Annotated in this window: 16 protein-coding genes; 5 read left to right on the top strand and 11 right to left on the bottom strand. The window is 64.6% G+C overall.

Annotated features, from left to right (window positions below; all coding sequences use genetic code 11):
• Positions 1-64 precede the first annotated feature (64 nt).
• Positions 65-4,564, bottom strand: a complete 4,500-nt coding sequence (locus XI02_RS40905) for a DUF5801 repeats-in-toxin domain-containing protein (RefSeq protein ID WP_172646673.1) — start codon at positions 4,562-4,564, stop codon at positions 65-67.
• A gap of 446 nt (positions 4,565-5,010) precedes the next feature.
• Here XI02_RS40905 and XI02_RS40900 point away from each other — a divergent pair, with 446 nt between their 5' ends.
• The gene (locus tag XI02_RS40900; RefSeq protein ID WP_172646674.1) at positions 5,011-5,664 is read left to right on the top strand and encodes a FecR domain-containing protein; all 654 of its coding nucleotides are present in this window, start codon (positions 5,011-5,013) and stop codon (positions 5,662-5,664) included.
• A gap of 37 nt (positions 5,665-5,701) precedes the next feature.
• Positions 5,702-6,565: a tetratricopeptide repeat protein gene (locus XI02_RS40895; RefSeq protein ID WP_172646675.1), complete on the top strand. Its 864-nt coding sequence runs from the start codon at positions 5,702-5,704 to the stop codon at positions 6,563-6,565.
• A 69-nt stretch (positions 6,566-6,634) separates the two neighbouring features.
• Here the strand turns inward: XI02_RS40895 and XI02_RS40890 are convergent, their stop codons facing one another.
• Genes XI02_RS40890 through XI02_RS40875 form a run of 4 tightly spaced genes read right to left on the bottom strand, consistent with a single transcriptional unit; the run spans position 6,635 to position 10,243 of the window.
• A complete protein-coding gene (locus XI02_RS40890; protein WP_194483297.1) occupies positions 6,635-7,501 on the bottom strand; it encodes an HlyD family secretion protein in 867 nt (288 codons plus the stop codon).
• A complete protein-coding gene (locus tag XI02_RS40885) occupies positions 7,498-7,704 on the bottom strand; it encodes a DUF1656 domain-containing protein (protein WP_016845261.1) in 207 nt (68 codons plus the stop codon). Before XI02_RS40885 ends, XI02_RS40890 begins: the two co-directional genes overlap by 4 nt.
• Complete coding sequence (locus tag XI02_RS40880; protein WP_194483296.1) at positions 7,701-9,752, bottom strand: FUSC family protein; 2,052 nt, start codon at positions 9,750-9,752, stop codon at positions 7,701-7,703. The genes XI02_RS40885 and XI02_RS40880 overlap by 4 nt, the downstream gene beginning before the upstream one ends.
• Positions 9,753-9,754: 2 nt before the next feature.
• On the bottom strand, positions 9,755-10,243 hold the full coding sequence (locus XI02_RS40875; RefSeq protein ID WP_172646677.1) for a MarR family winged helix-turn-helix transcriptional regulator: 489 nt from the start codon (positions 10,241-10,243) through the stop codon (positions 9,755-9,757).
• A 213-nt stretch (positions 10,244-10,456) separates the two neighbouring features.
• On the opposite strand from XI02_RS40875, the gene XI02_RS40870 reads away from it, so the two are divergent.
• Both XI02_RS40870 and XI02_RS40865 read left to right on the top strand, forming a co-directional pair.
• Entirely contained in the window at positions 10,457-10,633 is a 177-nt protein-coding gene (locus tag XI02_RS40870) for a hypothetical protein (RefSeq protein ID WP_016845267.1), read from the top strand.
• Between the two features lie 263 nt (positions 10,634-10,896).
• Positions 10,897-11,109 carry a hypothetical protein gene (locus XI02_RS40865; RefSeq protein ID WP_026191889.1) on the top strand — a complete coding sequence of 71 codons (213 nt, stop codon included), beginning with the start codon at positions 10,897-10,899 and terminating at the stop codon, positions 11,107-11,109.
• 59 nt (positions 11,110-11,168) lie between these two features.
• Here the strand turns inward: XI02_RS40865 and XI02_RS40860 are convergent, their stop codons facing one another.
• Positions 11,169-11,726, bottom strand: coding sequence for an HNH endonuclease (locus XI02_RS40860; RefSeq protein WP_016845270.1), 558 nt, complete (start codon positions 11,724-11,726; stop codon positions 11,169-11,171).
• A 191-nt stretch (positions 11,727-11,917) separates the two neighbouring features.
• Here XI02_RS40860 and XI02_RS40855 point away from each other — a divergent pair, with 191 nt between their 5' ends.
• The gene (locus tag XI02_RS40855) at positions 11,918-13,678 is read left to right on the top strand and encodes a chloride channel protein (RefSeq protein ID WP_069280218.1); all 1,761 of its coding nucleotides are present in this window, start codon (positions 11,918-11,920) and stop codon (positions 13,676-13,678) included.
• A 154-nt stretch (positions 13,679-13,832) separates the two neighbouring features.
• On the opposite strand, the gene XI02_RS40850 is transcribed toward XI02_RS40855, so the two are convergent.
• From XI02_RS40850 to XI02_RS40830, 5 genes are all read right to left on the bottom strand, one after another.
• The gene (locus tag XI02_RS40850) at positions 13,833-14,804 is read right to left on the bottom strand and encodes a peptidyl-alpha-hydroxyglycine alpha-amidating lyase family protein (protein WP_172646678.1); all 972 of its coding nucleotides are present in this window, start codon (positions 14,802-14,804) and stop codon (positions 13,833-13,835) included.
• Positions 14,805-14,910: 106 nt separating this feature from the next.
• On the bottom strand, positions 14,911-16,698 hold the full coding sequence (locus XI02_RS40845) for an NAD(P)/FAD-dependent oxidoreductase (RefSeq protein ID WP_172646679.1): 1,788 nt from the start codon (positions 16,696-16,698) through the stop codon (positions 14,911-14,913).
• 112 nt (positions 16,699-16,810) lie between these two features.
• Positions 16,811-17,896, bottom strand: a complete 1,086-nt coding sequence (locus XI02_RS40840; RefSeq protein WP_172646680.1) for a DUF2855 family protein — start codon at positions 17,894-17,896, stop codon at positions 16,811-16,813.
• 105 nt (positions 17,897-18,001) lie between these two features.
• A complete protein-coding gene (locus XI02_RS40835) occupies positions 18,002-19,519 on the bottom strand; it encodes an acyl-CoA synthetase (RefSeq protein WP_172646681.1) in 1,518 nt (505 codons plus the stop codon).
• Between the two features lie 15 nt (positions 19,520-19,534).
• Positions 19,535-20,725: an ABC transporter substrate-binding protein gene (locus XI02_RS40830; RefSeq protein ID WP_172646682.1), complete on the bottom strand. Its 1,191-nt coding sequence runs from the start codon at positions 20,723-20,725 to the stop codon at positions 19,535-19,537.
• Positions 20,726-20,733: the final 8 nt, after the last annotated feature.

Here is a 20,733-nt window from a genome sequence, read left to right as displayed (position 1 = left end):
GTCAACGTCCGACGCGGGCCGGAGTGCCGGCCACGCGCCCAAGGGATTGCTAACGAAGGGATCGCTACATGATCAGATCGTGTAGCGGATGGGTCACGACGGTGTCCGGCGTATGGTCCGGGAAGAAATCTGTTTGTGCCGGGATAGCCGGCCCCATTGCCGGCGTTCCACCAGCTGCAACTCCTTGCGCCAGCTGAAATCCGGCGGAGTCGTCGTGACCGAACCACGTTGGGCTTTGATCGAATTGTGAAGGGGACGAAGCTCCCTGCTGTTCAAGGCTCGGAAGCTCCTCCGCAAAATGAAAAGACTGCCCGGACGCTCCGCCGTCTACAAAGGGCAACACGGCCAGAGACAACGCCGCGTCCTCGTGGCTACTCGTTGACATCGGACTAACGTCGGGCGCTGGAGCGCTGGCGCCGACCGGCGGCGCGGGGCTGTCCGGGCTGGCGGCAAATATGAAGGCGTCCATTACCGCCGTGTGGCACTGAATATCGACCTGAAGGTTGGTCGTGGCCGAATCGCCGTCCGCATCGACCGCCGTCACATCGAACAGCAGGTCCGCATTGATGCTCGTCTTTTCGGTATAGCTGATGTTGTTGACCGCGAAGGTGGGACACCCGGCTTCCACCCGATCGTAGTCGACCTGGACTTGATTAAACGACCTGTCAACGTAAAGCGTGTACGTCGTCGTCGTGGCATCAAAGGCGTAGGTGTCGATCAGCGAAGCATCCGATGTCTCCTGGACCACGAAGCTGGCGCTGCCGCAGAGCGGCCTGGGCACGTCGATGCAGAAGTCGTGAACGTCGGCGCTGCCATCAAGAACCTTCAGGATCACACCGGCGGTGCCGTAGCCCTGCCATTCCGTGAGATTGAAGCTGACCTGCGATTGTTTCTCGGTGAAGGCGAGATTCAACTGCTCGGCCGGGTCCATTTGCAGTCCACTATCGCCGACTGCGATACCGCAGTCCGATGCCTTGACATCGAGCGGATGGCCGGCGCAGTCGGATCCGGTAATCACCAGCTGTCCGTCCGGAGCAGTCAATGACGGCGTGCCGCAGATCGGGGCATCAAAATCGGAGCCGCTGACGGTGACGTCCTTCGACGGCCCGGCGTGCTCGAGATCAAAGCAGAAGGTTCCATCCGGATCGATCAGCAATTTGAAATAAGGATCGTCCAGCCTGCCGCCGCAATCAGCAAGATACGCGTCGAGTTCGACGCCGCCGCCCACCTCATGGGTCGTATAGTAGAAGCTGTAATCATCGCCATGTCCGGTGACGTGCACCGCGGTAATGCCGTTGCCCAGACATGACGTGGCCAGATCATATCCCGTGCAACCGACTGGACCGTTGTGGACGGCAACGAACATCGCGGCATCGCCATCCGCGCCGAAATTGATATCGTAGGTGCCTGTCGCAGTCTGATGGTCCTGAGCGGCGACGAAGGTCTCCGGGAAGCCGCAAATGGTCGGGTGATCGTCCGTGATCGTCAGTTGCTTGCCGAGGTCGATGCACGCGCTCTGGAAGTCGCCGTCCTTGTCCGTGATGGTGGCAACCAGGCTTACGACGCCGGCGGTCAGCGACACGGCTTCGCCACTGTCAGGGCCGGCGCAGGACGGATGCGTCACCGCGCGATATTCGGTGAAGGTGACGCATCCCGTGACCGGATCAACCGCGATGGTGAATGCCAGCGCCCCGCTCGCTGTGCCGACATGGCCTTCGATGGTGTTGCCGTTCAGAACCAGCACGTCGGAGCAGCCGGTATGCGAATCGATCAGACCGGATGGGGTGCAGTCACCTCCGTTGATCGTCAGTGCATAGTGAGTCGTCGCGCCGTCGGCGCCCTGGAACGAAGTGAACGCCGTCGAGAAATCGGCGGAAATTTTCGTCAGCGCCGCATCCGGCGCCGAGCCCGCGACGTGGTCGTCCAGCGCCGTTGCCGTCAGGTGCGTCTCGCTCAGCGTGAGCGACGGAGCGTTGCAATTGGCCCGGATGCAGGGGCCATCGTCGCTGATGCTTAGGCTGCTGCCGAGGTCGAGGCTGGCGCTCTGGAAGTCGCCGTCCTTGTCCGTGATCGTGGCGTTCAGGCTCACGATGCCCGCGGCCAGCGAGACGGCTTCGCCGCTGTCCGGGCTGGTGCCGAGCGGCTGCTCCACCGGCCGGTAGTCGGTGAAGGTGACACGTCCCGTGGCCGGATCGAGCGTGATGATGAATGCCAGTGTGCCGTTGGTCGCGCCGACGCGGCCTTCGATCGTGTTGCCGTTCAGAACCAGCAGGTCGGCGAGGCCGGTATGCGAGTCGATCAGCCCCGACGCCGTGCCGTTGCCGCCGGTGATCGTCAGCGCGTAGCGGATGGTCGCGCCATCGGCGCCTTGCACCGAAGTGAACGCCGTCGAGAAATCGGCGGAAGTCGTCGTCAACGCCGCGTCCGGTGCCGAGCCGGCGATGTGGTCATCCAGCGCCGTTGCCGTCAGATGCGTCTCGCTCAGCGTCAGCGACGGGGCGGTGCCCGCCGCCTCGATGCGCGGGCCATCGTCCGTGATCGTCAGCTGCTTGCCGAGATCGATGCTGAGATCCTGGTACTGGCCGTCGCTCTCCGTGACCGTCGCGATCAGGTTGACGAGGCCGGTCCCCAGCGCGATCCCTTCGCCGCTGTCAGGGCTGGTGCCCGACGATTGTTCGACGGCGCGGTGCTCGACGAAGGTCACGCGGCCCGTGGCCGGGTCAACCGTGATGGTGAACGCGAGCGCCCCGCTAGCCGTACCGACATGGCCTTCGATGGTGTTGCCGTTCAGAACCAGCAGGTCAGCGAGGCCGGTGTGCGAGTCGATCAGCCCTGACGCCGTACCGTTGCCGCCGGTGATCGTCAGTGCGTAGCTGACCGTCAGACCCGGTGCGGTGACGAATGCCGCCGAGAACTCGCCCGAGCTCGTCGTCAGCGCGGCGTCCGGTACCGAGCCGGCGATGTTGTCGTCCAGCGTCGTCGCTGTCAGATGGGTCTCGCTCAACGTCAGCGATGGCGCCGTTCCGATCCCGATCAAGGGGCCATGGATGACGAGCGTCACCGTCTGCGGGGTACCCCCTATCGTGGTCACCGTGAAGCTGTCGGTCAGCGCGTCGCCGACATGGAAGGCTTGCACGGAGCTGTTGGCGTTGTCGAGCGTATAGGTCCACACCCCGGCCGTTGTCAGCGTGAATGTGCCGTAGCCACCAACGCTTGTCGTCGGCACGTTCACGGCGGTGAAGGTATTGACGGGATCGTCGACATCGGTGTCGGTGAGCGTGCCCTGTGCGATGAGCAGGCCGGGCGAGGCATGACTGACGCCGACCGCGCCCACCACCGAGCCGGCCTTGGTGCCGGAGATGATGGACGCGTCATCGGCGCCGAGGATGCTGATGTTGAAGCTCTCGCTGGCCGAGAGCGAGCCGTCCGAGACCGTGATCACGAAGCTCTGGGTCGTGTTGGCCTTCAGCGCGTTGATTGCAGTATTGTTTGGAACGAAGGTGTAGTTTCCGGTGGCACTGTTGAGATAGAGCGTGCCAAATGTACCGACGCTCGACACGTCGTAGGTCGCCTGTCCCAGCACCGTATCGCCTGTGGCGCCTCCGCTGATGCCGAATTTCAGCGCGCCGCCCTTGATGCTGCTCGCGGAAAAGGTCCCGTTCGCCGCATTGAAATCGTCAAATATCACCGTATCGATTTCAGTCGGCCCCGATCCGAGGTTCAGCTTCGGCGGAGTCGGCGGCAGCTTGAAGAGATCATTTTTCGCGAAGATCGCGACCGGCAGCGGCCCGAGCGTATCTTGCACCGGCGACAGCGGGGACTGCTGAATAAAATTGATCGGCAACAGCAGCTGGCCCCCTTCGAGAGCGGGCATGCCGGACCCTTTCGATGCCGGTCCTTTCTCGAAATAGGCAAGCGTCTCCTGTTGGGCCTCCCGTAATTCCTCCATGTGCGCAGGGGAATTCGTGGCATGGTTCACGCCGACGGAGGATCCTCTTCTGCTCAGAATGATCGTCTCTTCGGGATCCTCGACGATGATATGACGGGGGATCGCCTCCTTGGTCACGAGCTCGAACACGCCGTGGTGGAGGTCCTTGTATTTGATGCTGTCGTCGTCCAGGAACGTGACGTTCGGCTCCGCGGCGCGGGCGTCCTCCAGCAGCGAGAAAGTCAGGGCGGCCAACGACAGCATGCCGAGGCCGCTGGCCCGGATGGTGCCAACCGGTGTGTCAGCCGTCAGGACGGCAGATCCTGCCAGCCGGCTGCCGATGAGGCGGAAGAGGCTTCTGGCTTTCGCGAACGGGCCCGGCCGCAAGCTCCCACCGGGGGCTTGCGCGATGTCGCCCAATTCCAGCCGGGTGCCGGCCGGCAAATTGAGCAGCCTGCCATCGACCAGGCGGATTTCGATCTGCCCGCCGGTTCCGACCTCGATGACGTCACCCTGGCGAACGGGATCGCCAGCTACGATTTGAATCGGTACGCCGCGGGCACGCGCGATCGTGCCGCAACCGATCGTCGTCCAAACAGTGCCAACCACACGGGGCGGCTGGCCCAAAACGGCCATGCACGCGTCCCCGAACTCTACGCCGGACGCAACAAACATTGGCTTTTTGCCTGTTAGGCAGTTCGAGCGGAAGGTGGCGCCGCAGTCTTTTTATTTTGGCTTGGTTCGGCCACGCGGCGAAAAACCCCGTGCCGTCAGCCATAGGCTTGTCCGCTGAAACGTCCTGATTGAAACCAAATTCGGCAGTAAAAATGGAATTCCAATACTATGGGGGAGCCCTACGAAAAGGACAGAACAGTTGTCCTTTATCGCGCGTGCAGCCCCACAAAATTAATAGTATGATTACCATGCAAATTGTCCACTTATTAATTTTTAGTCGAACTGCGTCAGGCATTTAGGCCTGTCCGCGACAACTCGTCTGGCACTCAAGGTCCTGCAGTCTCGGCCCGGCGGTCCCGACCACCCATCGAGCCACGACACGACAAGACCTTCTCGAGGAGGGGATCGTGCGTATTCATTTGATTGTTCAATTGCTTGCAAGCTTCGTCCTGGCGCTCGCAACGCTCACGCCCGGCCAGGTGCAGGCGCAAACCGAACCGGCCCAGCCCGCGGTCGACAATATTCAATTGAAATTCATCGGAAGGGTCGTCGCCGCCACCGGTTCGGTCACGATCGAGCATCCGAATGCAGTCGTCGTTCAGGCAGGGTTGCCCGGCAAATTGCCTCAGGCGCAGGTTGGCGACCCCGTTTATCTGGGCGACGTGGTGCAAACTGGAGCTGACGGACGCGTCGGGATCAATTTCTCCGACGGCACTTCGTTCAATCTGTCGAGCAACGCCAAGATGGCGATGACCGAGTTCGTGTACGACCCGAACGGCAAGTCGAACTCGACCTTGCTCAAACTGACCAACGGGACCTTCACCTTCGTTGCCGGCAACATTGCAAAGACCGGCGACATGAAGATCGACACCCCCGTGGCAACGATGGGCATTCGAGGCACCACGCCACGCATCGAGATATCGGACGATGGAACGGTGAAGTTCGCCACGCTCGTTGAAGAGGGCAAGAGCAAGGTCAGGAAGGTCGGGACACGAAAGCCGCAGCAACCTGAGCAAAATACCCTCCACAAGTTCAATCCAAACATCTGTCGAGGGTGCTAGGCCAGGCGCAGCCCGTTTCGTGCAAGCAAGGCCCGATATGAAACTTCGTGCAAGCGCCGGCGCAATTGTCAGCCTGACATCGCTTCTCGTTGCGATGCTCCCCGCGTTGCCGGCGGTCGCGCAGAACCCGAAGAAGGACAGCTATCTCCGTACTATCGGATTGTGCAGCGGCCTCGATCGCACACCGGCCGACGCGCGCGTTGCTGCCTGCACGGCGCTGATCGATGCGGGTCAGGACATGACCCCTGCCGGCCTCGCGATCGCCTACAACAACCGTGGCAACGCCTACGCTGCCAAGGGGGACTACGACGGCGCCATCCGGGATTTTGATCGATCGATCGAGCTCAATCCGACCTACACCAAGCCGTTCAACAACCGCGGCGTGGCCTATCTCAGGAAGCGCGAATACGATCGCGCGACCGACGCCTTCGATCAGGCGATCAGGCTCAACCCGAATTACGGGGAGGCCTTCGCCAATCGCGCCGGCGCCTATTTGAAGCAGAACGATTTTGCGCGCGCGGCGCAGGACTACGATGAGGCCATTCGCCTCAAGCCGAACCTGGACGGGGTGTGGAGCGGACGCTGCTGGAGCCGGGCCATCCTTGGCGAATTGCAGGCGGCGCTGGAGGATTGCAACAAGGCCCTTCAATCGGGGCCCGCCAACGCCGCGACGTATGACTCGCGTGGCCTGATCTATCTGAAGACCGGCGAGCTTGGCGCGGCGATTGCCGACTACAGCTCCGCACTTCGCATCGATCCCAAGCTCGCAAGCGCACTTTATGGACGCGGCCTGGCGAAGTTGAAGCAGGGCGACAAGGCCGGCGGCAATATCGACATGGCGGCGGCCAAGGCGATCCAGGGCAGCATCGGCGACGATTTCACACGCTACGGCGTGCGATAGCCGAGTGCGGCCGACCGAGCTGCAGCAAGCGGGCCGGCCCGATGCTGTCGTAGCGGCCCGGCCAGCCGGCTAATCCATGATCTCGACCGTCGCCGAACGGCCGGCGACCAGCGCGATGCGATCCGGCAGGTGATCCAGCGCGATGCGCACGGGGATGCGCTGTGCCAGCCGAACCCAGCTGAAGGTCGGATTGACGTTCGCGAGCAGGCTCGCGCCTGCCGCGCGGTCTCGATCCTCGATGCCGGCCGCAATGCTCTCGACATGTCCGGTGAGCCGCACCGGCTCGCCCATCAGCCGGATCTGCGCCTTGTCGCCGACGCGGATGCGCGCGAGCTTGGTCTCCTCGAAATAGCCTTCCACATGCAGCGTATCGGTGTCGACCAGGGCCATCACGCCCTTGCCCGCGGTGACGTAGGCGCCCGGCCGCAGGTCCATATTGGTGATGGTGCCGTTGACCGAAGCGTGCACCTCGCTGCGATCCAGGTTGAGCTGCGCGACGGCGCGGTCGGCGACCGCCTGGTCATAGGCCGCCTTGGCCTGCAGCTGCGTCGCCAGAACCTGCTCCTGCTTCTGCTGCGACACCGCATCGGTGGTCAGCGAGCTGTAGCGCTTGAGGTCGGCGTCGGCCTGATCCAATGTCGCGCGATGGCCGGCGACCGCCGCGTCGGCCTGCTTCAGTGCCAGGGCAAAGCGTGCGCGATCGATCCGGAACAGGATGTCGCCGCGATGCACCGCCTGATTGTCCTTGACCAGCACGTCGGTGACGAAGCCGGATACGTCGGGGGCAACCTGCACAATGTCGGCGCGAACCCTGCCGTCGCGGGTCCATGGCGACTCCATATAGTAGACCCAGAGCGCACGCGCGACCGCGAGCGCGGCGATGACGGCGATCGCGGTCAGCGCAACCCGACCGAGCCAGGCGAAATTCCCTTTCATGGCAGAAACTCCGAAAGATAGACCACGACGCCGAGCAGGCATACATACAGGGCGAAATTGAACAGCGCGCGATGCCAGACCAGCCGGTAGAACCCGAAGCGCTGCATGACCCGGCTCACCACCGCGCTCAGCGCATAGGCAACGATGAGCCACAGCAGCAGCGCCGGAACGAGCACGCCGTAAATGTCGAGCTCATATCTCATGCGGCAAAACTCTCCTCGGGCTGCGATCGATAGGCGGGCGCATCCGGAAACAGGCCGCGGCGGATGCCGACAAGGCCGAGCAACGCATCGTCCCGCGCGCGCTCATTGGGATCCTTGACGACCGCAGTCAGCGCTGCATCGATGCAGGACAGCAGTTCGGCGGGCATTGCCTCGTTCGCATGGGCGCGAAACGCCGCCGCGAGGTCGTCCAGCATGTCGTCGATGGCACGCACGGTCAATGCGGCGAGGCCGTAACGCGCCCGCCTGAGGTCGATGATGTTGAGCCCGATGCGCAGCTGGACCAGGCTGTCGGCATCGCGGCGGTCGCTCTCGGAGATGAAGGCGATCCGCTGGACCAATAGCCCGAGGCGATGCAGCATCAGGCCGGCAAACTGCGCGCGATCACCGTGGCCGCGCCGCTCGGCGGCGACCGCGAGCGTCTGCCAGCTCGACGTCATCAGCCGCTTGGCGATCCATTCGGCGCCGACGCCGCGCGCGATCCGCGTCACGATCTCCGCGATTACAACGCCGAGGAAGAAGGCGACCGACGTGTTGGCGAAACTGGCGAAATCCGCGCTGTAGGTCGATTGCAGCGCGAGCAGCGTCGCGGTGTTGGCGGCGAGCGCCATGCCGATCGGCGCGGTTTTGGGCCGTGCGATCAAAAAACCGTACAGGAGAAATGTCGGCGCCAGCGCGGCGATCAGGACCTCGACGTGGGAGATGCCCGGCACCAGCGCGAACTGGTAGATCGCGACGACGACGATCGCGACCAGCGAAAACAGCCCGAAGGCCCGGATGCTGCGCGCCGGCTCGTCCTGCGCGGCGAAGAACGAGCAGGCGACCGCCGCCATCATCGGCGCCGAGGCGCCATCCGGCCAGCCGGTCGCAATCCACAGGCCGCAGCAGATCAGGATGGCGACCGCCGCCCCCGCAGCGGACCATAGCGCCATGCCGTGGTCGCGATGCCGGACCGGCGCTGCCCCCGACTCCGGATGGAATGCCAGCGGGACAGTGGAGATGTCCCGGCCCGCGGCAATCGCATCACCTATTGCGCGGCAGTCGGCCGAGATGTCGACAAGCTCGCGCAGCCGGAGCAGCAGGCTGATCGTGATGATGCGCTCCCGCGGCGCGACACCGTCGAGCGCGGATTGCCGCTCGGCGATTGCAGCGCGGATCTGCTCGCCGGATTGCCGCTGGCGATCCTCGTCCACAATCCATGCGGCGAGATCCTCGATCAGGCGCCGTAGCTCCGGTTGCTTCTGCAGCGCCGCCTCGCCGAGTGCGGCAAGCCGGTCTTCGATCGAGGTGATGATCGGCAACAGCATCAGCATGCGCAGCCGGACCTCACCGAGGCCGCGCACGGTGCCGACGTCGGCCAGCCGGTCATAGGCGACATGGGTCGCCAGCGTATCGATCTCGACGATGTCGGTTGCAAGACGAAGGCGTTGGGCCCGGCGCGTCTCGCTGGTCCCGCGGTCAAGCAGCACGTCGCGGGACAGGCGGCGCGCATCCGACAGCCAGCTCCTGACGCGGCCGCCGACCGCCGGCGCGACGCTGCGGGGAAACACCACCGTCGACACCACGCTCGCGCAGATGATGCCGAGCGAGATTTCCTCGACCCGTGCCAGCGCGACATCGAAGATGCTGCCCGGGTCGGCCACCGACGGAAAGCCGATCAGTGCGACGGTATATCCGCCCAGCATGAAGACATAGCTGCGCGGCGTGCCGTCGAGCAGCGACAGATAAAGGCAGAGCCCGACCCAGAGCGCGATCGCGAGGGACAGCAGTTCCGGCGCATTGACCAGGTTCGGCACCAGGGCGACCGTGACGCTCGCGCCGACCAGGGTGCCGATCACGCGGAAGAACGCCTTCGAGCTGGTCGCGCCGGCCAGCGGTTGCGACGTGATATAGACCGTCGCCATCGCCCAATAGGGGCGCGGCAGATCGATCGCCAGGGCGATGACAAGCGCCAGCATCGACGCCGCGAACGTCTTCAACGCGAAGACGAGGTCCGCGTGGCGGACCAGGAACGACTCTTCCGCGCGCATGACTATTTCGCCTCTGGAACTGTCTTGGCTGGCGTAGTCCTGGCGCCCTGCAGGCGGCTCGCCCGCTGCTCGATGAGCTGCAGCGTCTCGAAGGTTACCGCAAGTTCCGCGCTGCCGATATCCTTCAGCAGGCTGGCCCGCACGCGGCGCAGCACCCGGTTGATCTCCTCGACCTTGGCTTCGCCGGTCGCGGTGAGATGAAGCGTCTTGGCGCGCCGGTCGGTCGGGTCCTCGCGGCGCTCGACGAAGCCTTCGGACTGGAGCAGATCGATCAGCCGCACCAGTGAAGGCCCCTCGATGCCCAGTTCGTCGGCCAGCACGCCCTGCCGGACGGTTTCCCCCTGGTGCGACAGCACCAGCAGCGGAATCGCCGTCGCGTAGGACAGGCCGTGGTCGGACAAGGCCTGATCCGACTCGCGGCGCCAGATCCGGGCGAGCCTGGTCACCAGGCGGCCGATCTCGGCATGGATATGGGACTGCGAAGGCGGCATGCGAATTAGATAGGATGCGAACTATTAGGCTACAACTATATAGCTCCGAACATCGCGGATGATCACGCAAATGCGATCCTGCGTGAGGGAGCGTCAATACTGCTGCACGATCGACCTTGATGCGCTGGTTATGGTCGGTTGCGAGCGGATCTTGAGCGCGGCCGGTTAGGAACGCATCGGGATACAGAAGCTTCTGTTCCTGAGGAGATTGTCATGAACAGAAAGCCTGTCACGCCGGATTCCGGACGCCCGAGCGACTGGGGTTCCCACGCGCAAACCGACAAGCCGTGGAAGGGAAACCCGGAAAAGGAGCAGCGCTCCGGAGACGCGAAGCGCTCCGGAGACGAGAAGCCGGACCTGGAAAAGTGGCATGAATCGAATACGCAGTGATGCGCGGAGATAGCGAATGCCCGCCTTTCACTTCGCGATTGTGAATGATGAGCGCGTGATCGATGCAACCGGCCAGCCGGTTACCGACCGCGATGAAGCCATTGCCGTCGCCAAACGGCTCGCCAGCTGACCGCTTTGATCTTCGGCGTGCTTCAGCACCATTTTCGCAGCAGGCGCACGGTGCAGGCCGGCGGGGAGGTCGTCCGCGAGAGATACAAGCGGAATGAGACCTGTCGCAGCGCCGCTGGCGCAAGGAGGAGACGATGGGATTGGCTCAATATGCGGTGATCGCGGCCGGCGAGGAATGGGGCGTCCTGCACGACGGCAATCTCAACGGCGGATACGCCACCAAGGAAGCTGCATTCGAATCGGCGGTGGCCGCCGCGGCACTGGCGATCAGGATGGGGCACGAGGTTCACGTCAGCGTTCCCGGCCGCGAGGAGGGCGAGGCAGCGCTCACCAAACGACCCACCTGATTCCAAACCATAGCAGTACGGCTTGCATTCGCTGTGAGGACGAGGCGCGCCAACGCGGTCTACGGATCGAGCTCAGTATCCCAGTAGAGATAATCGAGCCAGCTCTCGTGCAGATAGTTCGGCGGAAACAGCCGGCCGTTGCGATGCAGCTGATGCACGGTCGGAGCGTAAGGCGTCTGCTTCGGAAACATCTTGGCCTGCTGCGGCGTCAGATTGCCCTTGCGCAAATTGCAGGGCGAGCAGGCGGCGACGACGTTCTCCCAGGTGGTCTGGCCACCCTTGCTGCGCGGAATGATGTGATCGAAGGTGAGATCGTCGCCCGACAGGCAATACTGGCAGCTGAATCGGTCGCGCAGGAAAACGTTGAACCGGGTGAAGGCGGGGTGGGTGGTCGGCTTGACGAAGGACTTGAGGGATACAACGCTCGGCAGCTGGATTTCGAAGGACGGACTTCGTACCGCCCGGTCGTAATATTCGACGATGTTGACACGATCGAGGAACACCGCCTTGATCGCGTCCTGCCAGGACCAGAGCGACAGCGGGTAATAACTCAGCGGCCGGAAGTCCGCATTCAAGACCAGCACCGGCCAACCGCCTTGCGAGACATGTGCGTTCAAATAACGCTCCTGACTCCCATTAGCTGCGAAGCAGCATGCACTCACATACTACAGGCAGCGTGACGGGATTGTGAAGAGCAATGAGCGGCTTATCCGCCGCGCCCTGCCATGTTCCTGCCCCGATTGCCTCCCGCCCGCGAGGCCCGTAAAGGGAGCCGCAAGGCCCTGTCGGCCAGTGACGGACCCTGCCGATGACCACGACCTCAAGCTATCTCGAGGCGCCGCGCCGGTTGCGCGCGTTCGTGCGCGCGCACGAGACGAGCCTTGTGGTGCTGGCGGTGCTGATCGGAGCCATTGGCGGCCTCGTGGTGGCGGTCATGAGCGGCCTCGTCACGGTGCTGCATTCGGTGCTGTTCAATCTGCCGCTCGGCGACCGGTTGTCGAGCCAGCCCAGCATCGATCCCGTGCGCGCGCTCGTGGTTCCCACGATCGGCGGCCTGCTGCTGGGATTTGCGTTCCTTCTGTTGCTCCGGGTCCGGCCGGCCCGCGAAATCGACCCGATCGAAGCCAACGCGCTTTATGGCGGGCGGATGTCGTTCCGCGGCAGCGTGATCGTGGCGCTGCAGACGATCTGGTCGAGCGGCGTCGGCGGCTCGGTCGGGCTCGAGGCCGGCTATACCCAGCTCTCCAGCGGCCTCGCCGCATCGCTCGGCCGCGGCTTTCACCTTCGCCGCAACGACCAGCGAATCATGGTCGGCTGCGGCGCGGCGGCGGCGATCGCCGGCGCGTTCAGCGCGCCGCTGGCGGGCGCGTTCTACGCTTTCGAACTTGTGATCGGTGGCTATACGCCGGCCAGCCTGACCCCGGTCGGCGTGGCGGCGGTGACCGGCTACTTCGTCGCCCATGCCTTCGAGCCGCTGCCGCTCGGCGTCGGCGTCGGAACCGTCGGCGATGTGCTCGGACGGGATCTTGCGATCGCCGCGCTGCTCGGCATGGTCGCGGCGCTGACCGGGATCGCGATCATGCGCGGGGTCACGCTGTGCGAGGCGCTGCTGACCAAGAGCCGGCTGTGGCCGCCGCTGCGGCCGGCGCTCGGCGGGCTTGCGGTCGGCGCGATGGCGCTACTCACGCCGCAGGTGATGTCGTCGGGCCACGGCGCGCTGCGCTTCGCCGGCATCGTGGCGATGCCGCTTGCCTTCATCGCCGCCGTGTTCGCGCTGAAGGCGGTGGCCTCGATCGTCTCGCTCGGCTCGGGCTTCCGCGGCGGATTGTTCTTCGCCACGTTGTTCATGGGTGCGCTCGGCGGCCGGCTGTTCGCGGCCGGCGTCGACATCGTGTGGCCGGGGTTGAACCTCGACCCCAACGCCTATGCGGTGATCGGCATGAGCGCGCTGTCGGCCTCGGTGATCGGCGGCCCGCTCACGATGTCGTTCATCGCGCTGGAATCCACCGGCAACCTCTGGCTCACGACCGCGGTGCTGGTCGCGGTCATCATCTCGACCACGATCACGCGCGAGCTGTTCGGCTATTCGTTCGCGACCTGGCGTTTGCATCTGCGCGGCGAGACCATCCGCAGCGCCGCCGATATCGGCTGGATCCGCGATCTCACGGTCGGCAAGATGATGCGGCAGGACATGACGACGGTGAACGCCGCGATGCCGATCGAGACGTTCCGCGAGGAATTCCCGCCGGGCTCGAAGACCCAGGTCGTCGCGGTCGACGGCGAGGGGCACTACGCGGGGCTTGCGCTGGTCGCCGAAGCGCACGCGCCGGATCTCGAGGCCGACAAGGGGCTTGCCGGCATTCTGCGCTACGCCGACGTGGTGCTGCATCCCGGCATGAACGTGCAGGAGGCGATCGCGGTGTTCGACGCGGCCGAAGCGGAATCGCTCGCCGTGGTCGGGGGCGACGGCGACCGGCGGCCGATCGGCCTGCTCACCGAAGCGCACGCCATGCGGCGCTATGCGGAAGAATCCGAGCAGCGCCGCCGCGAGGTGATCGGCGAGATTTGATTGCGCGGGAGCGCTTTTCGACCCGTCATCCTGAGGAGCCGCGAAGCGGCGTCTCGAAGGATGCACGGCCACGGCCGGGCCATCGACCCTTCGAGACGCGCGCGATGCGCGCTCCTCAGGGTGACGGTGATGGAGTGACGGTGGGAGACTGAATCTAAACCTTCTCCAGCTTCTGCAGGCACCGCGTCACGCGCACCGCGGCCGGCATCTCGGTGTCCGGAAAGCTGGTCTTCCAGTCGGTGACGCCGACCTCGCCGACATAGATGTCGCCGCGGGAATCCAGCGCGATGCCGTGCGGCGCCAGGAATTTTCCGGTCTCGATGCCGGGGCCTTGTTCGCCGCCGAGCCGCGCGATGCGCTTTCCGGTGTGATCCACGATCGACAGCCGCGGGCCGAGATTGGGCACCTTGCGATTGACGGCCATGCCGGGGCCGAGCTCGCCGATCACGAAGTTCGGCTGCTTGCCGCCGCCGCAGCAGCACAGCGCGCAGGGCCGGTGCAGGTTGTTCCACTGCGTCTCGTATCTGCCGTTGCCGTCGAACACCTGGACGCGGTGGTTCTCGCGGTCGGCGACGTAGACCCAGCCATCGGCGTCGGTCGCGATGTTGTGCACGATGTTGAACTGGCCGGGATCGGTGCCGGGCTCGCCCCAGGTCTTGATCAGCCTGCCATCCGGCGTGTATTTGTGGACACAGGCATTGCCGTAGCCATCGGAGACATAGATCTCGCCCTTCGGCGACAGCGCGGTATGGGTGCAGCGATGGAACGGCTCGCCGCTCATGAACGGCGCCGGCTTGTTCGGGATGCCGATCGTCAGCACCACCCTGCCGTCGGTTGAACACTTGCGCACGGTGTGGTCGCCGTCATCGGTGCAATAGAGATTGTCGTCGGCGTCGATGTGCAGGCCGTGGGCGCGCGAGAACACGCCTTCGCCCCAGCTCTTGATGAAATTCCCCTCGCGGTCGAGCACCACCATCGGATGGTTGCCGCGGTTGAAGACATAGACGCGGTCCTTGCTGTCGACGGCGACGGAGGCGACATCCGTCAGGCTCCAGCCGTCGGGGAGCTTTGCGAAGTTCTCCACCACGCGATAGCGGTGTTCGCCGGTGCCGAGGGTGATTGGCATAAGATGTCTCCCCAAGATCGTCATTCCGGGGCGATGCGCAGCATCGAACCCGGAATCTCGCGGTTCCGGGTCCGCGCTTCGCGCATCCCGGAACGACGGCAGGTTTCTATGAAAAGCCCGCCCGCGGTCCGACGTCGCGCGGCAACAGGCCTTCCTCGATCGCCTTGATCTGCAATGCGAGATAGCGCGAGTTGATGCGGCATTGCGCGAGGCTGCCGGCGATGAACCACAGGCCGGGCTGCGGCGTGCGGGTGTACATGTTGCGCAGCTCCTGGCCGTCGCCAAAGCCCCAGATCGGGCCGACGCGCGCGGCCATCGCCTCGCCGAACAGTTTCTTCACCAGCTCTTCCTGCGGCCGGTAGCCGGTCGCGAGCACGATCAGGTCGGCGGCAACGATCTCGCCGTTCTTCAGCCGCGCGCCCTCGCTTACGAAGGTCTCGATGTCGGCGAATTGCTGCAGGGCGACCGCACCGCTCGCGACGAGATCGGAGCAGCCGACGTTGAAGTAGTAGCCGCCGCCGCGGGTCAGGTATTTGAACTGCCAGCCGGTGCCGCCATCGCCGAAATCGAGCTTGAAGCCCTTGCGCGCGAGGCCGTCGAGCAGCGGCTTGTCGAGTTGCTTCGACTGCTCGGTCATCAGCACATGGCTGCGCTTGGCGAGCACAAGCGGCATCGAGGTCGCGATCAGATCATTGTCCTCCAGCGTACCTTCATTGTAGGCGGCATAGGCAAGCTGCGCCGACGGCTCGATATTGGTGATCAGCGTCGAGGAGCGCTGAACCAGCGTGACGTCGGCGCCGGAGGAATGCAGATCCTGCGCGATGTCGTGGCCGCTGTTGCCGGTGCCGATCACGAGCGCGCTCTTGCCGGTCCAGCTCTCGCCGTCCTCGTAGCGGCTGGAATGCATGACCTTGCCGGAAAAATTCTTCAGGCCCGGGATGTCGGGCAAGTTGGGAATGCCGCTGACGCCGGTCGCCATCACGACATGGCGCGGCTGCATTGTCCGTGTCGTGCCGTCGGCGCGGCGCAACTCGACACTCCAACGCCCTTCCGCGTCGTCATAGCTGCCGCCGACAAATTCCGTGCCGGTCCAGAAGTTCAGCTCCATGGCGTCGACATAGGATTCGAACCAGTTGGCGAGCTTGTCCTTCGGGATGTAGGTCGGCCAGTTCGGCGGGAACGGCATGTAGGGCAGGTGATTGACCTGCACTTGGTTGTGCAGGGTCAGCGCGTGATAGCGCTTGCGCCAATTGTCGCCGACGCGCGCCTCGCGGTCGACGATCAGCGTGTCGATCTTGAGCTGTTGCAGCCGCGCGGCGATCGCAAGCCCGGCCTGTCCGCCGCCGACCACCAGCACATCTGGGTCGCGGTCGGCATATTCGGCGGATGCCTTGCGCAGGTCGAGCCAGTTGGGGCCGCGGAAGTCGCGCGAATAGGCCTGTCCGCGCGGCCTGGTGTGGCCCTGCTGCTCCTCAAAACCCTTCAGCTCCTCGAGCGTCGTCAGCAAGGTCCAGGCCTTCAGGCGATCGTCGTCAGCGGCATCGGGGATCAGTCGCATGATGCCGTGGCCGCGGCCAACCGCCGTCTCGAATTTGAAGATCGCCTCGATCGCATGGGTGCCGGCGCGCGTCACCCGGCGTGGCGCCGCGCGCGCGGCATCGATGCGGAAGTCATGCGGCGCGCTGTGACGCGCATGCGCCGGCAGCTCCCCGATGATTGCGAAGGCCCGATTGACGGTCTGGATGTTCCAGCTCAGCGCCAGCACGTCGCGCCAGTAGCTGTCGGGATGGAACAGCGGCTTCAGCAGCACATCGTCGGGGCTGGCCAACGCATCTTCGAACTGCACAAGCCAATTGTCGGCGGCGACCGAAATATCGTCCGTCTTGTCAAGCATCGAGCGTTTCTCGCCATCGGCCGCCTTGCTGATATTTTCTTGGCGGCGTTCCCATTGCCGCAAAGCCTATACCCATTCGAAGGCATGCAGAAAGGGCGCGACGGGATATCGCCTATTCGGCCAGCGACAGGATCAGGCCTTGATCCGGCGGAACGCGGCCCTGCAGGGTATCGAGATAGGCTTCGCGTACCGCGGCCGGGCCGCGCCGCTCGACCACATCGAGCCAATTCGGCAGATGCGGCACCAGCTCCGCCCAGGCGGCGCCAAAGCGCTGGTCGATGCCGCCGGGACCCCATTCCTTGGCGCGCTTGCGGATCTGGTCGGGCGCGAAGAACCACACCGGCTTGGCGCCGGGCAGCGTCGGCTCCTCCGGCTCGCTCGCGCGATGCGTCAGCCCGACCCGGCTGGAATAGACCATCTGCGCGCCGAGGTGCCGGTGCAGGGCCTCGCGCAGCGCGCTGTTGCCGGCCATGTCGACATAGGCTGTCGGCTCGGCCGGCGGGATCGCGGTGACCTGATCGTAGGTGACGACCTCGTCATAGCAGCCGAGCGATCTGACGAAATCGACATTGCCCCCGGAGGTCAGCCCGATCACCGGGATGCCCCGTTTGTGCGCGAGATGGGCGAGCCCGAACGCGGTCTTGCTCGAGGCCGACGACAGGATGACGCGGCGTGCGCCGTAGAATTCATTCTCTGCCAGGAAGTCGTCGACCAGGAAAGACAACATGAACAGAGGCAGCAGCAGCGCGCGGAAATCGCCCTGCTGGCCGGCATAGGTCGGATCGCCGGAGACCCGGGCATAGGCGTTATAGACTGGCGAGACCTCCTGCCGGTGCGCGGCGCCGTCGCGCAGGCCACGCTTGCTGACGTCGGCCGCCTCGATCACCAGATGGGTCGCCATCGGGAAATAGCCGAACAGCGTTTCGCCTTCTGCGATCATGGGATGTTTCGATGCCAGCACCTTGCCAAAGCCCCACACCGGGATGATGCCGTAGCCCTCGGGCGCCGGGAACAGGTGCCAGTATTTCAGCTGCTCGCCGATCACCGCATAGGTGATGTTGTTGGCGGTGAAGGCGAAGCGGGTCACCTTCACCAGCAGCGCATCGGCCGGCAGCGCGGCGGCGTCGGGCAACGGCGTCTCGATCACCTTGCATTGCTGCAGATCGTTGCGGATGACGATGAAGTCGGTCGAGTTCATGGCGGATGATCCGGGCCTTTGGTGCACCGGCATCGTTGCTTCGTTCGCCGGCCGTTTGCAACAGCAACTAAGTTTCAAACGTCGTTCGCTTCGCCGTCAGATCGTTCAGCCGAGCTGTCCTTCGCGGTAGAGGTCGCGCAGCTTACGCTTGAAGATCTTGCCGGTGGCCTCGCGCGGCAGCGCGTCCATGAAGCGGATATCCTTCGGCACCTTGAAATTGGCGAGCTTGCCGCGCAGGAAATCCTGGATCGCGCTGATCGACAGGGTCGCGCCGGCTTCCGGCTCGACGCAGGCGAACAGCCGCTCGCCATACTCGTCGTCGGGGACGCCGAACACCGCGCAGTCGCGCACGCCTGCCATGCCGATCAGGGCATTCTCGATCTCGGCGGGATAGATGTTGACGCCGCCTGAGATCACCATGTCGCGCTTGCGGTCGCACAGGAACAGATAACCGTCCGCGTCGAGATAGCCGACATCGCCGACGCTGATCAGGCCGTCGTGATCGGCCTCGGCGCGTGCCTTGGCATTGCCGTGATAGTCGAAGTCCGAGATCAACGTCTGGCGCATGAAGATCTCGCCGGGCTCGCCGACGTCGCATGGCGTTCCGTCGGGCCGGAATATCTTGACGACGCCGCCTTCGATCGCGCGGCCGACGGTGCCGGGCTTGGCCAGCGCTTCGGCTGACGAATGCCAGACCGGGATGCCGGTCTCGGTCGAGCCGAGATATTCGTTGATGACCGGTCCCCACCACTCGATCATCGCGCGCTTGACGTCGACAGGGCAGGGCGCCGCGCCATGGACGATGAAGCGCAGCGACGACAGGTCGTAGCGGCGCCGCGTCTCCTCGGGCAGCCGCAACAGCCGCACGAACATCGTCGGCACCATATGCATGTGCGTGACATGGTGGCGCTCGATCAGTTGCAGCAGATCCTCCGGATCGAAGCGCGGCTCGAGCACGATCACACAGCCGTTGCGGAACGCGAGCATTCCATAGGAGTGCGGCGCCGAATGATACATCGGGCCGTTCATCAGGATCACCTGATCCTCGTTCGGCTTGACGCCATAGGTGATGGCGCCGACGTGCGCGGCCGCCGCCTGCTGCTCGGGCCGCATCGGCTTGCGCTTGACGCCCTTCGGCAGTCCTGTGGTGCCCGAGGTGTAGAACATCGGCGCCGCGCCGATCGGCGCGTCGGTCAGCGGTTGGTGCGTCTCCCGCCAGACGTCCCAGTCGGTCATGCCGTCGGGCACGCGGGTGAGCGCCGGCGCCACGCCATAGGCCGCGGCGATCTCCGGTGGCGTCGTCACCACCAGCAGCTTGATTGCCGGCGGCAGCCCGTCGCGGATCTGCGGCAGCAGATCGGCGTGGCAGACCAGCGTGTCGGCGCCGCTGTCGGACAGGATGTAAGCGACCTCGTCGGCCTTCAGATGCCAGTTGATCGGTACCACCGGGCTGCCGAGCGCGGCCGAAGCCGCGACCACCTCGAACAGCGCGAAATCGTTGCGCAGCATCATGCCGACCGGTTTGCCGCCCTGCACGCCAAGCGCCCGGAAGCCGCTGGCCGCCCGCGCGATGCGGGCGTGAATGTCGCCGTAGCTGATCTGTCTTTCGCCGCTGATGATCATGTCGCGCCTCGTCTCCTAGCGATCGTCCAGGATCTCGCCGAAGCTGATCCAGCTCTTGCCGTTGAACCGGCGCAGCCGCAACTGCTGGAACGGCAGGTAGTCGTCCGGCCCGGTCGACACCGTCATGCCCGGCAACAATAGCGGCAGCGGGACGTCGCGCAATGACGCCGCCTGGCGCATGATGTTTTCGCGGCTGAAATCGTTCTTGCAGGCCTTCAGCACGGCCATCAGCAGCGTCGCATAATGATAGCCCGCCGAGTAGTTCGAGTTGCTGAGGTCCGCATTGGGCAGGTACTGCTTCATGAAGGCAAGATAGTCCTTCACGGCGGGATCGTCGGCCCATTGCGCGTCCATCGTGTCCTTCTGGTTGCTGGACGAGATCAGGCCGACCGCGTTCTCCAGGCCTGCGGGCTCCAGGAACGAGATCGACGACGCGGAGGTCGGTACGAAGAACAGGTCCGGCTTCCAGCCGATCTCGGCGACGCCCTTGATCATCTGCGGCGTGAACTTGCCGAGCACGACTCCGAACAGCACATCGGCACCGGACGCCTTCAGGGTCGCGAGCTGCGAGCTGATGGTTGGCGCCGAAGTCTCGTAGCTCGCTTCCGCGACGATCATGCTCGCGGCCTTGCTGCCGAGCGCGCGCTTGAAGCCGGCGACATAGTCGCGGCCGAAATCGTCGTTCTGCGCAAGGATCGCGATCTTCGCGTCCGGCTTGGCCTGCAGCACATATTTGGCATAGACCACGCCCTCGGATTCGTAGGAGGCCATGCCCGGCATGGTCCACGGATAGGTCTTCGGGTCGGCCCATTTGGTCGCGCCGCTCAGCACGAACAATTGCGGGATCTTCTTGGTGTTAAGATAGCGGTGCACGGCGTTGTTGGTGGCGGTTCCGAGCGAGCCGAACATCATCAGCACCTCCTCCTGCTCCACCAGCTTGCGGGTCTGCTCGACGGTCTTCGGCGGCGAATAGGCGTCGTCCAGCGTGATGAACTTCACTTGCCGGCCGTTGATGCCGCCCTCTGCGTTGACCTTCGCGAAAAACGCTTCTTGGGCGCGGCCGATGGTGCCGAAGCCGGAGACCGGTCCGCTATAGGGCAGCGTCTGGCCGATCCGGATCGCCTCGTTGCCGTTGTCGGCGGCGGCCGTGCTGGTGATCGCGCAGACCGCGAGCGCGGCCGCCAGCGCGTGTCGCGCTCGTTTCATGGTTCACT

Source organism: Bradyrhizobium sp. CCBAU 21365 (assembly GCF_015291305.1).
Classification (GTDB): Bacteria; Pseudomonadota; Alphaproteobacteria; order Rhizobiales; family Xanthobacteraceae; genus Bradyrhizobium; species Bradyrhizobium elkanii.
The sequence above is the reverse complement of the archived record's forward strand: the minus strand, read 5'-3'. Positions and strand labels throughout refer to the sequence as shown.

Bases quoted from the DNA above. Each gene is read 5' to 3' on its own strand.
- XI02_RS40880 (WP_194483296.1), bottom strand. From the start codon at position 9,752: ATGCGCGCGGAAGAGTCGTTCCTGGTCCGCCACGCGGACCTCGTCTTC.
- XI02_RS40855 (WP_069280218.1), top strand. From the start codon at position 11,918: ATGACCACGACCTCAAGCTATCTCGAGGCGCCGCGCCGGTTGCGCGCG.
- XI02_RS40830 (WP_172646682.1), bottom strand. From the start codon at position 20,725: ATGAAACGAGCGCGACACGCGCTGGCGGCCGCGCTCGCGGTCTGCGCG.
- XI02_RS40890 (WP_194483297.1), bottom strand. From the start codon at position 7,501: ATGAAAGGGAATTTCGCCTGGCTCGGTCGGGTTGCGCTGACCGCGATC.
- XI02_RS40835 (WP_172646681.1), bottom strand. From the start codon at position 19,519: ATGATCATCAGCGGCGAAAGACAGATCAGCTACGGCGACATTCACGCC.
- XI02_RS40885 (WP_016845261.1), bottom strand. From the start codon at position 7,704: ATGAGATATGAGCTCGACATTTACGGCGTGCTCGTTCCGGCGCTGCTG.
- XI02_RS40895 (WP_172646675.1), top strand. From the start codon at position 5,702: ATGAAACTTCGTGCAAGCGCCGGCGCAATTGTCAGCCTGACATCGCTT.
- XI02_RS40905 (WP_172646673.1), bottom strand. From the start codon at position 4,564: ATGGCCGTTTTGGGCCAGCCGCCCCGTGTGGTTGGCACTGTTTGGACG.
- XI02_RS40875 (WP_172646677.1), bottom strand. From the start codon at position 10,243: ATGCCGCCTTCGCAGTCCCATATCCATGCCGAGATCGGCCGCCTGGTG.
- XI02_RS40870 (WP_016845267.1), top strand. From the start codon at position 10,457: ATGAACAGAAAGCCTGTCACGCCGGATTCCGGACGCCCGAGCGACTGG.
- XI02_RS40865 (WP_026191889.1), top strand. From the start codon at position 10,897: ATGGGATTGGCTCAATATGCGGTGATCGCGGCCGGCGAGGAATGGGGC.
- XI02_RS40840 (WP_172646680.1), bottom strand. From the start codon at position 17,896: ATGAACTCGACCGACTTCATCGTCATCCGCAACGATCTGCAGCAATGC.
- XI02_RS40845 (WP_172646679.1), bottom strand. From the start codon at position 16,698: ATGCTTGACAAGACGGACGATATTTCGGTCGCCGCCGACAATTGGCTT.
- XI02_RS40850 (WP_172646678.1), bottom strand. From the start codon at position 14,804: ATGCCAATCACCCTCGGCACCGGCGAACACCGCTATCGCGTGGTGGAG.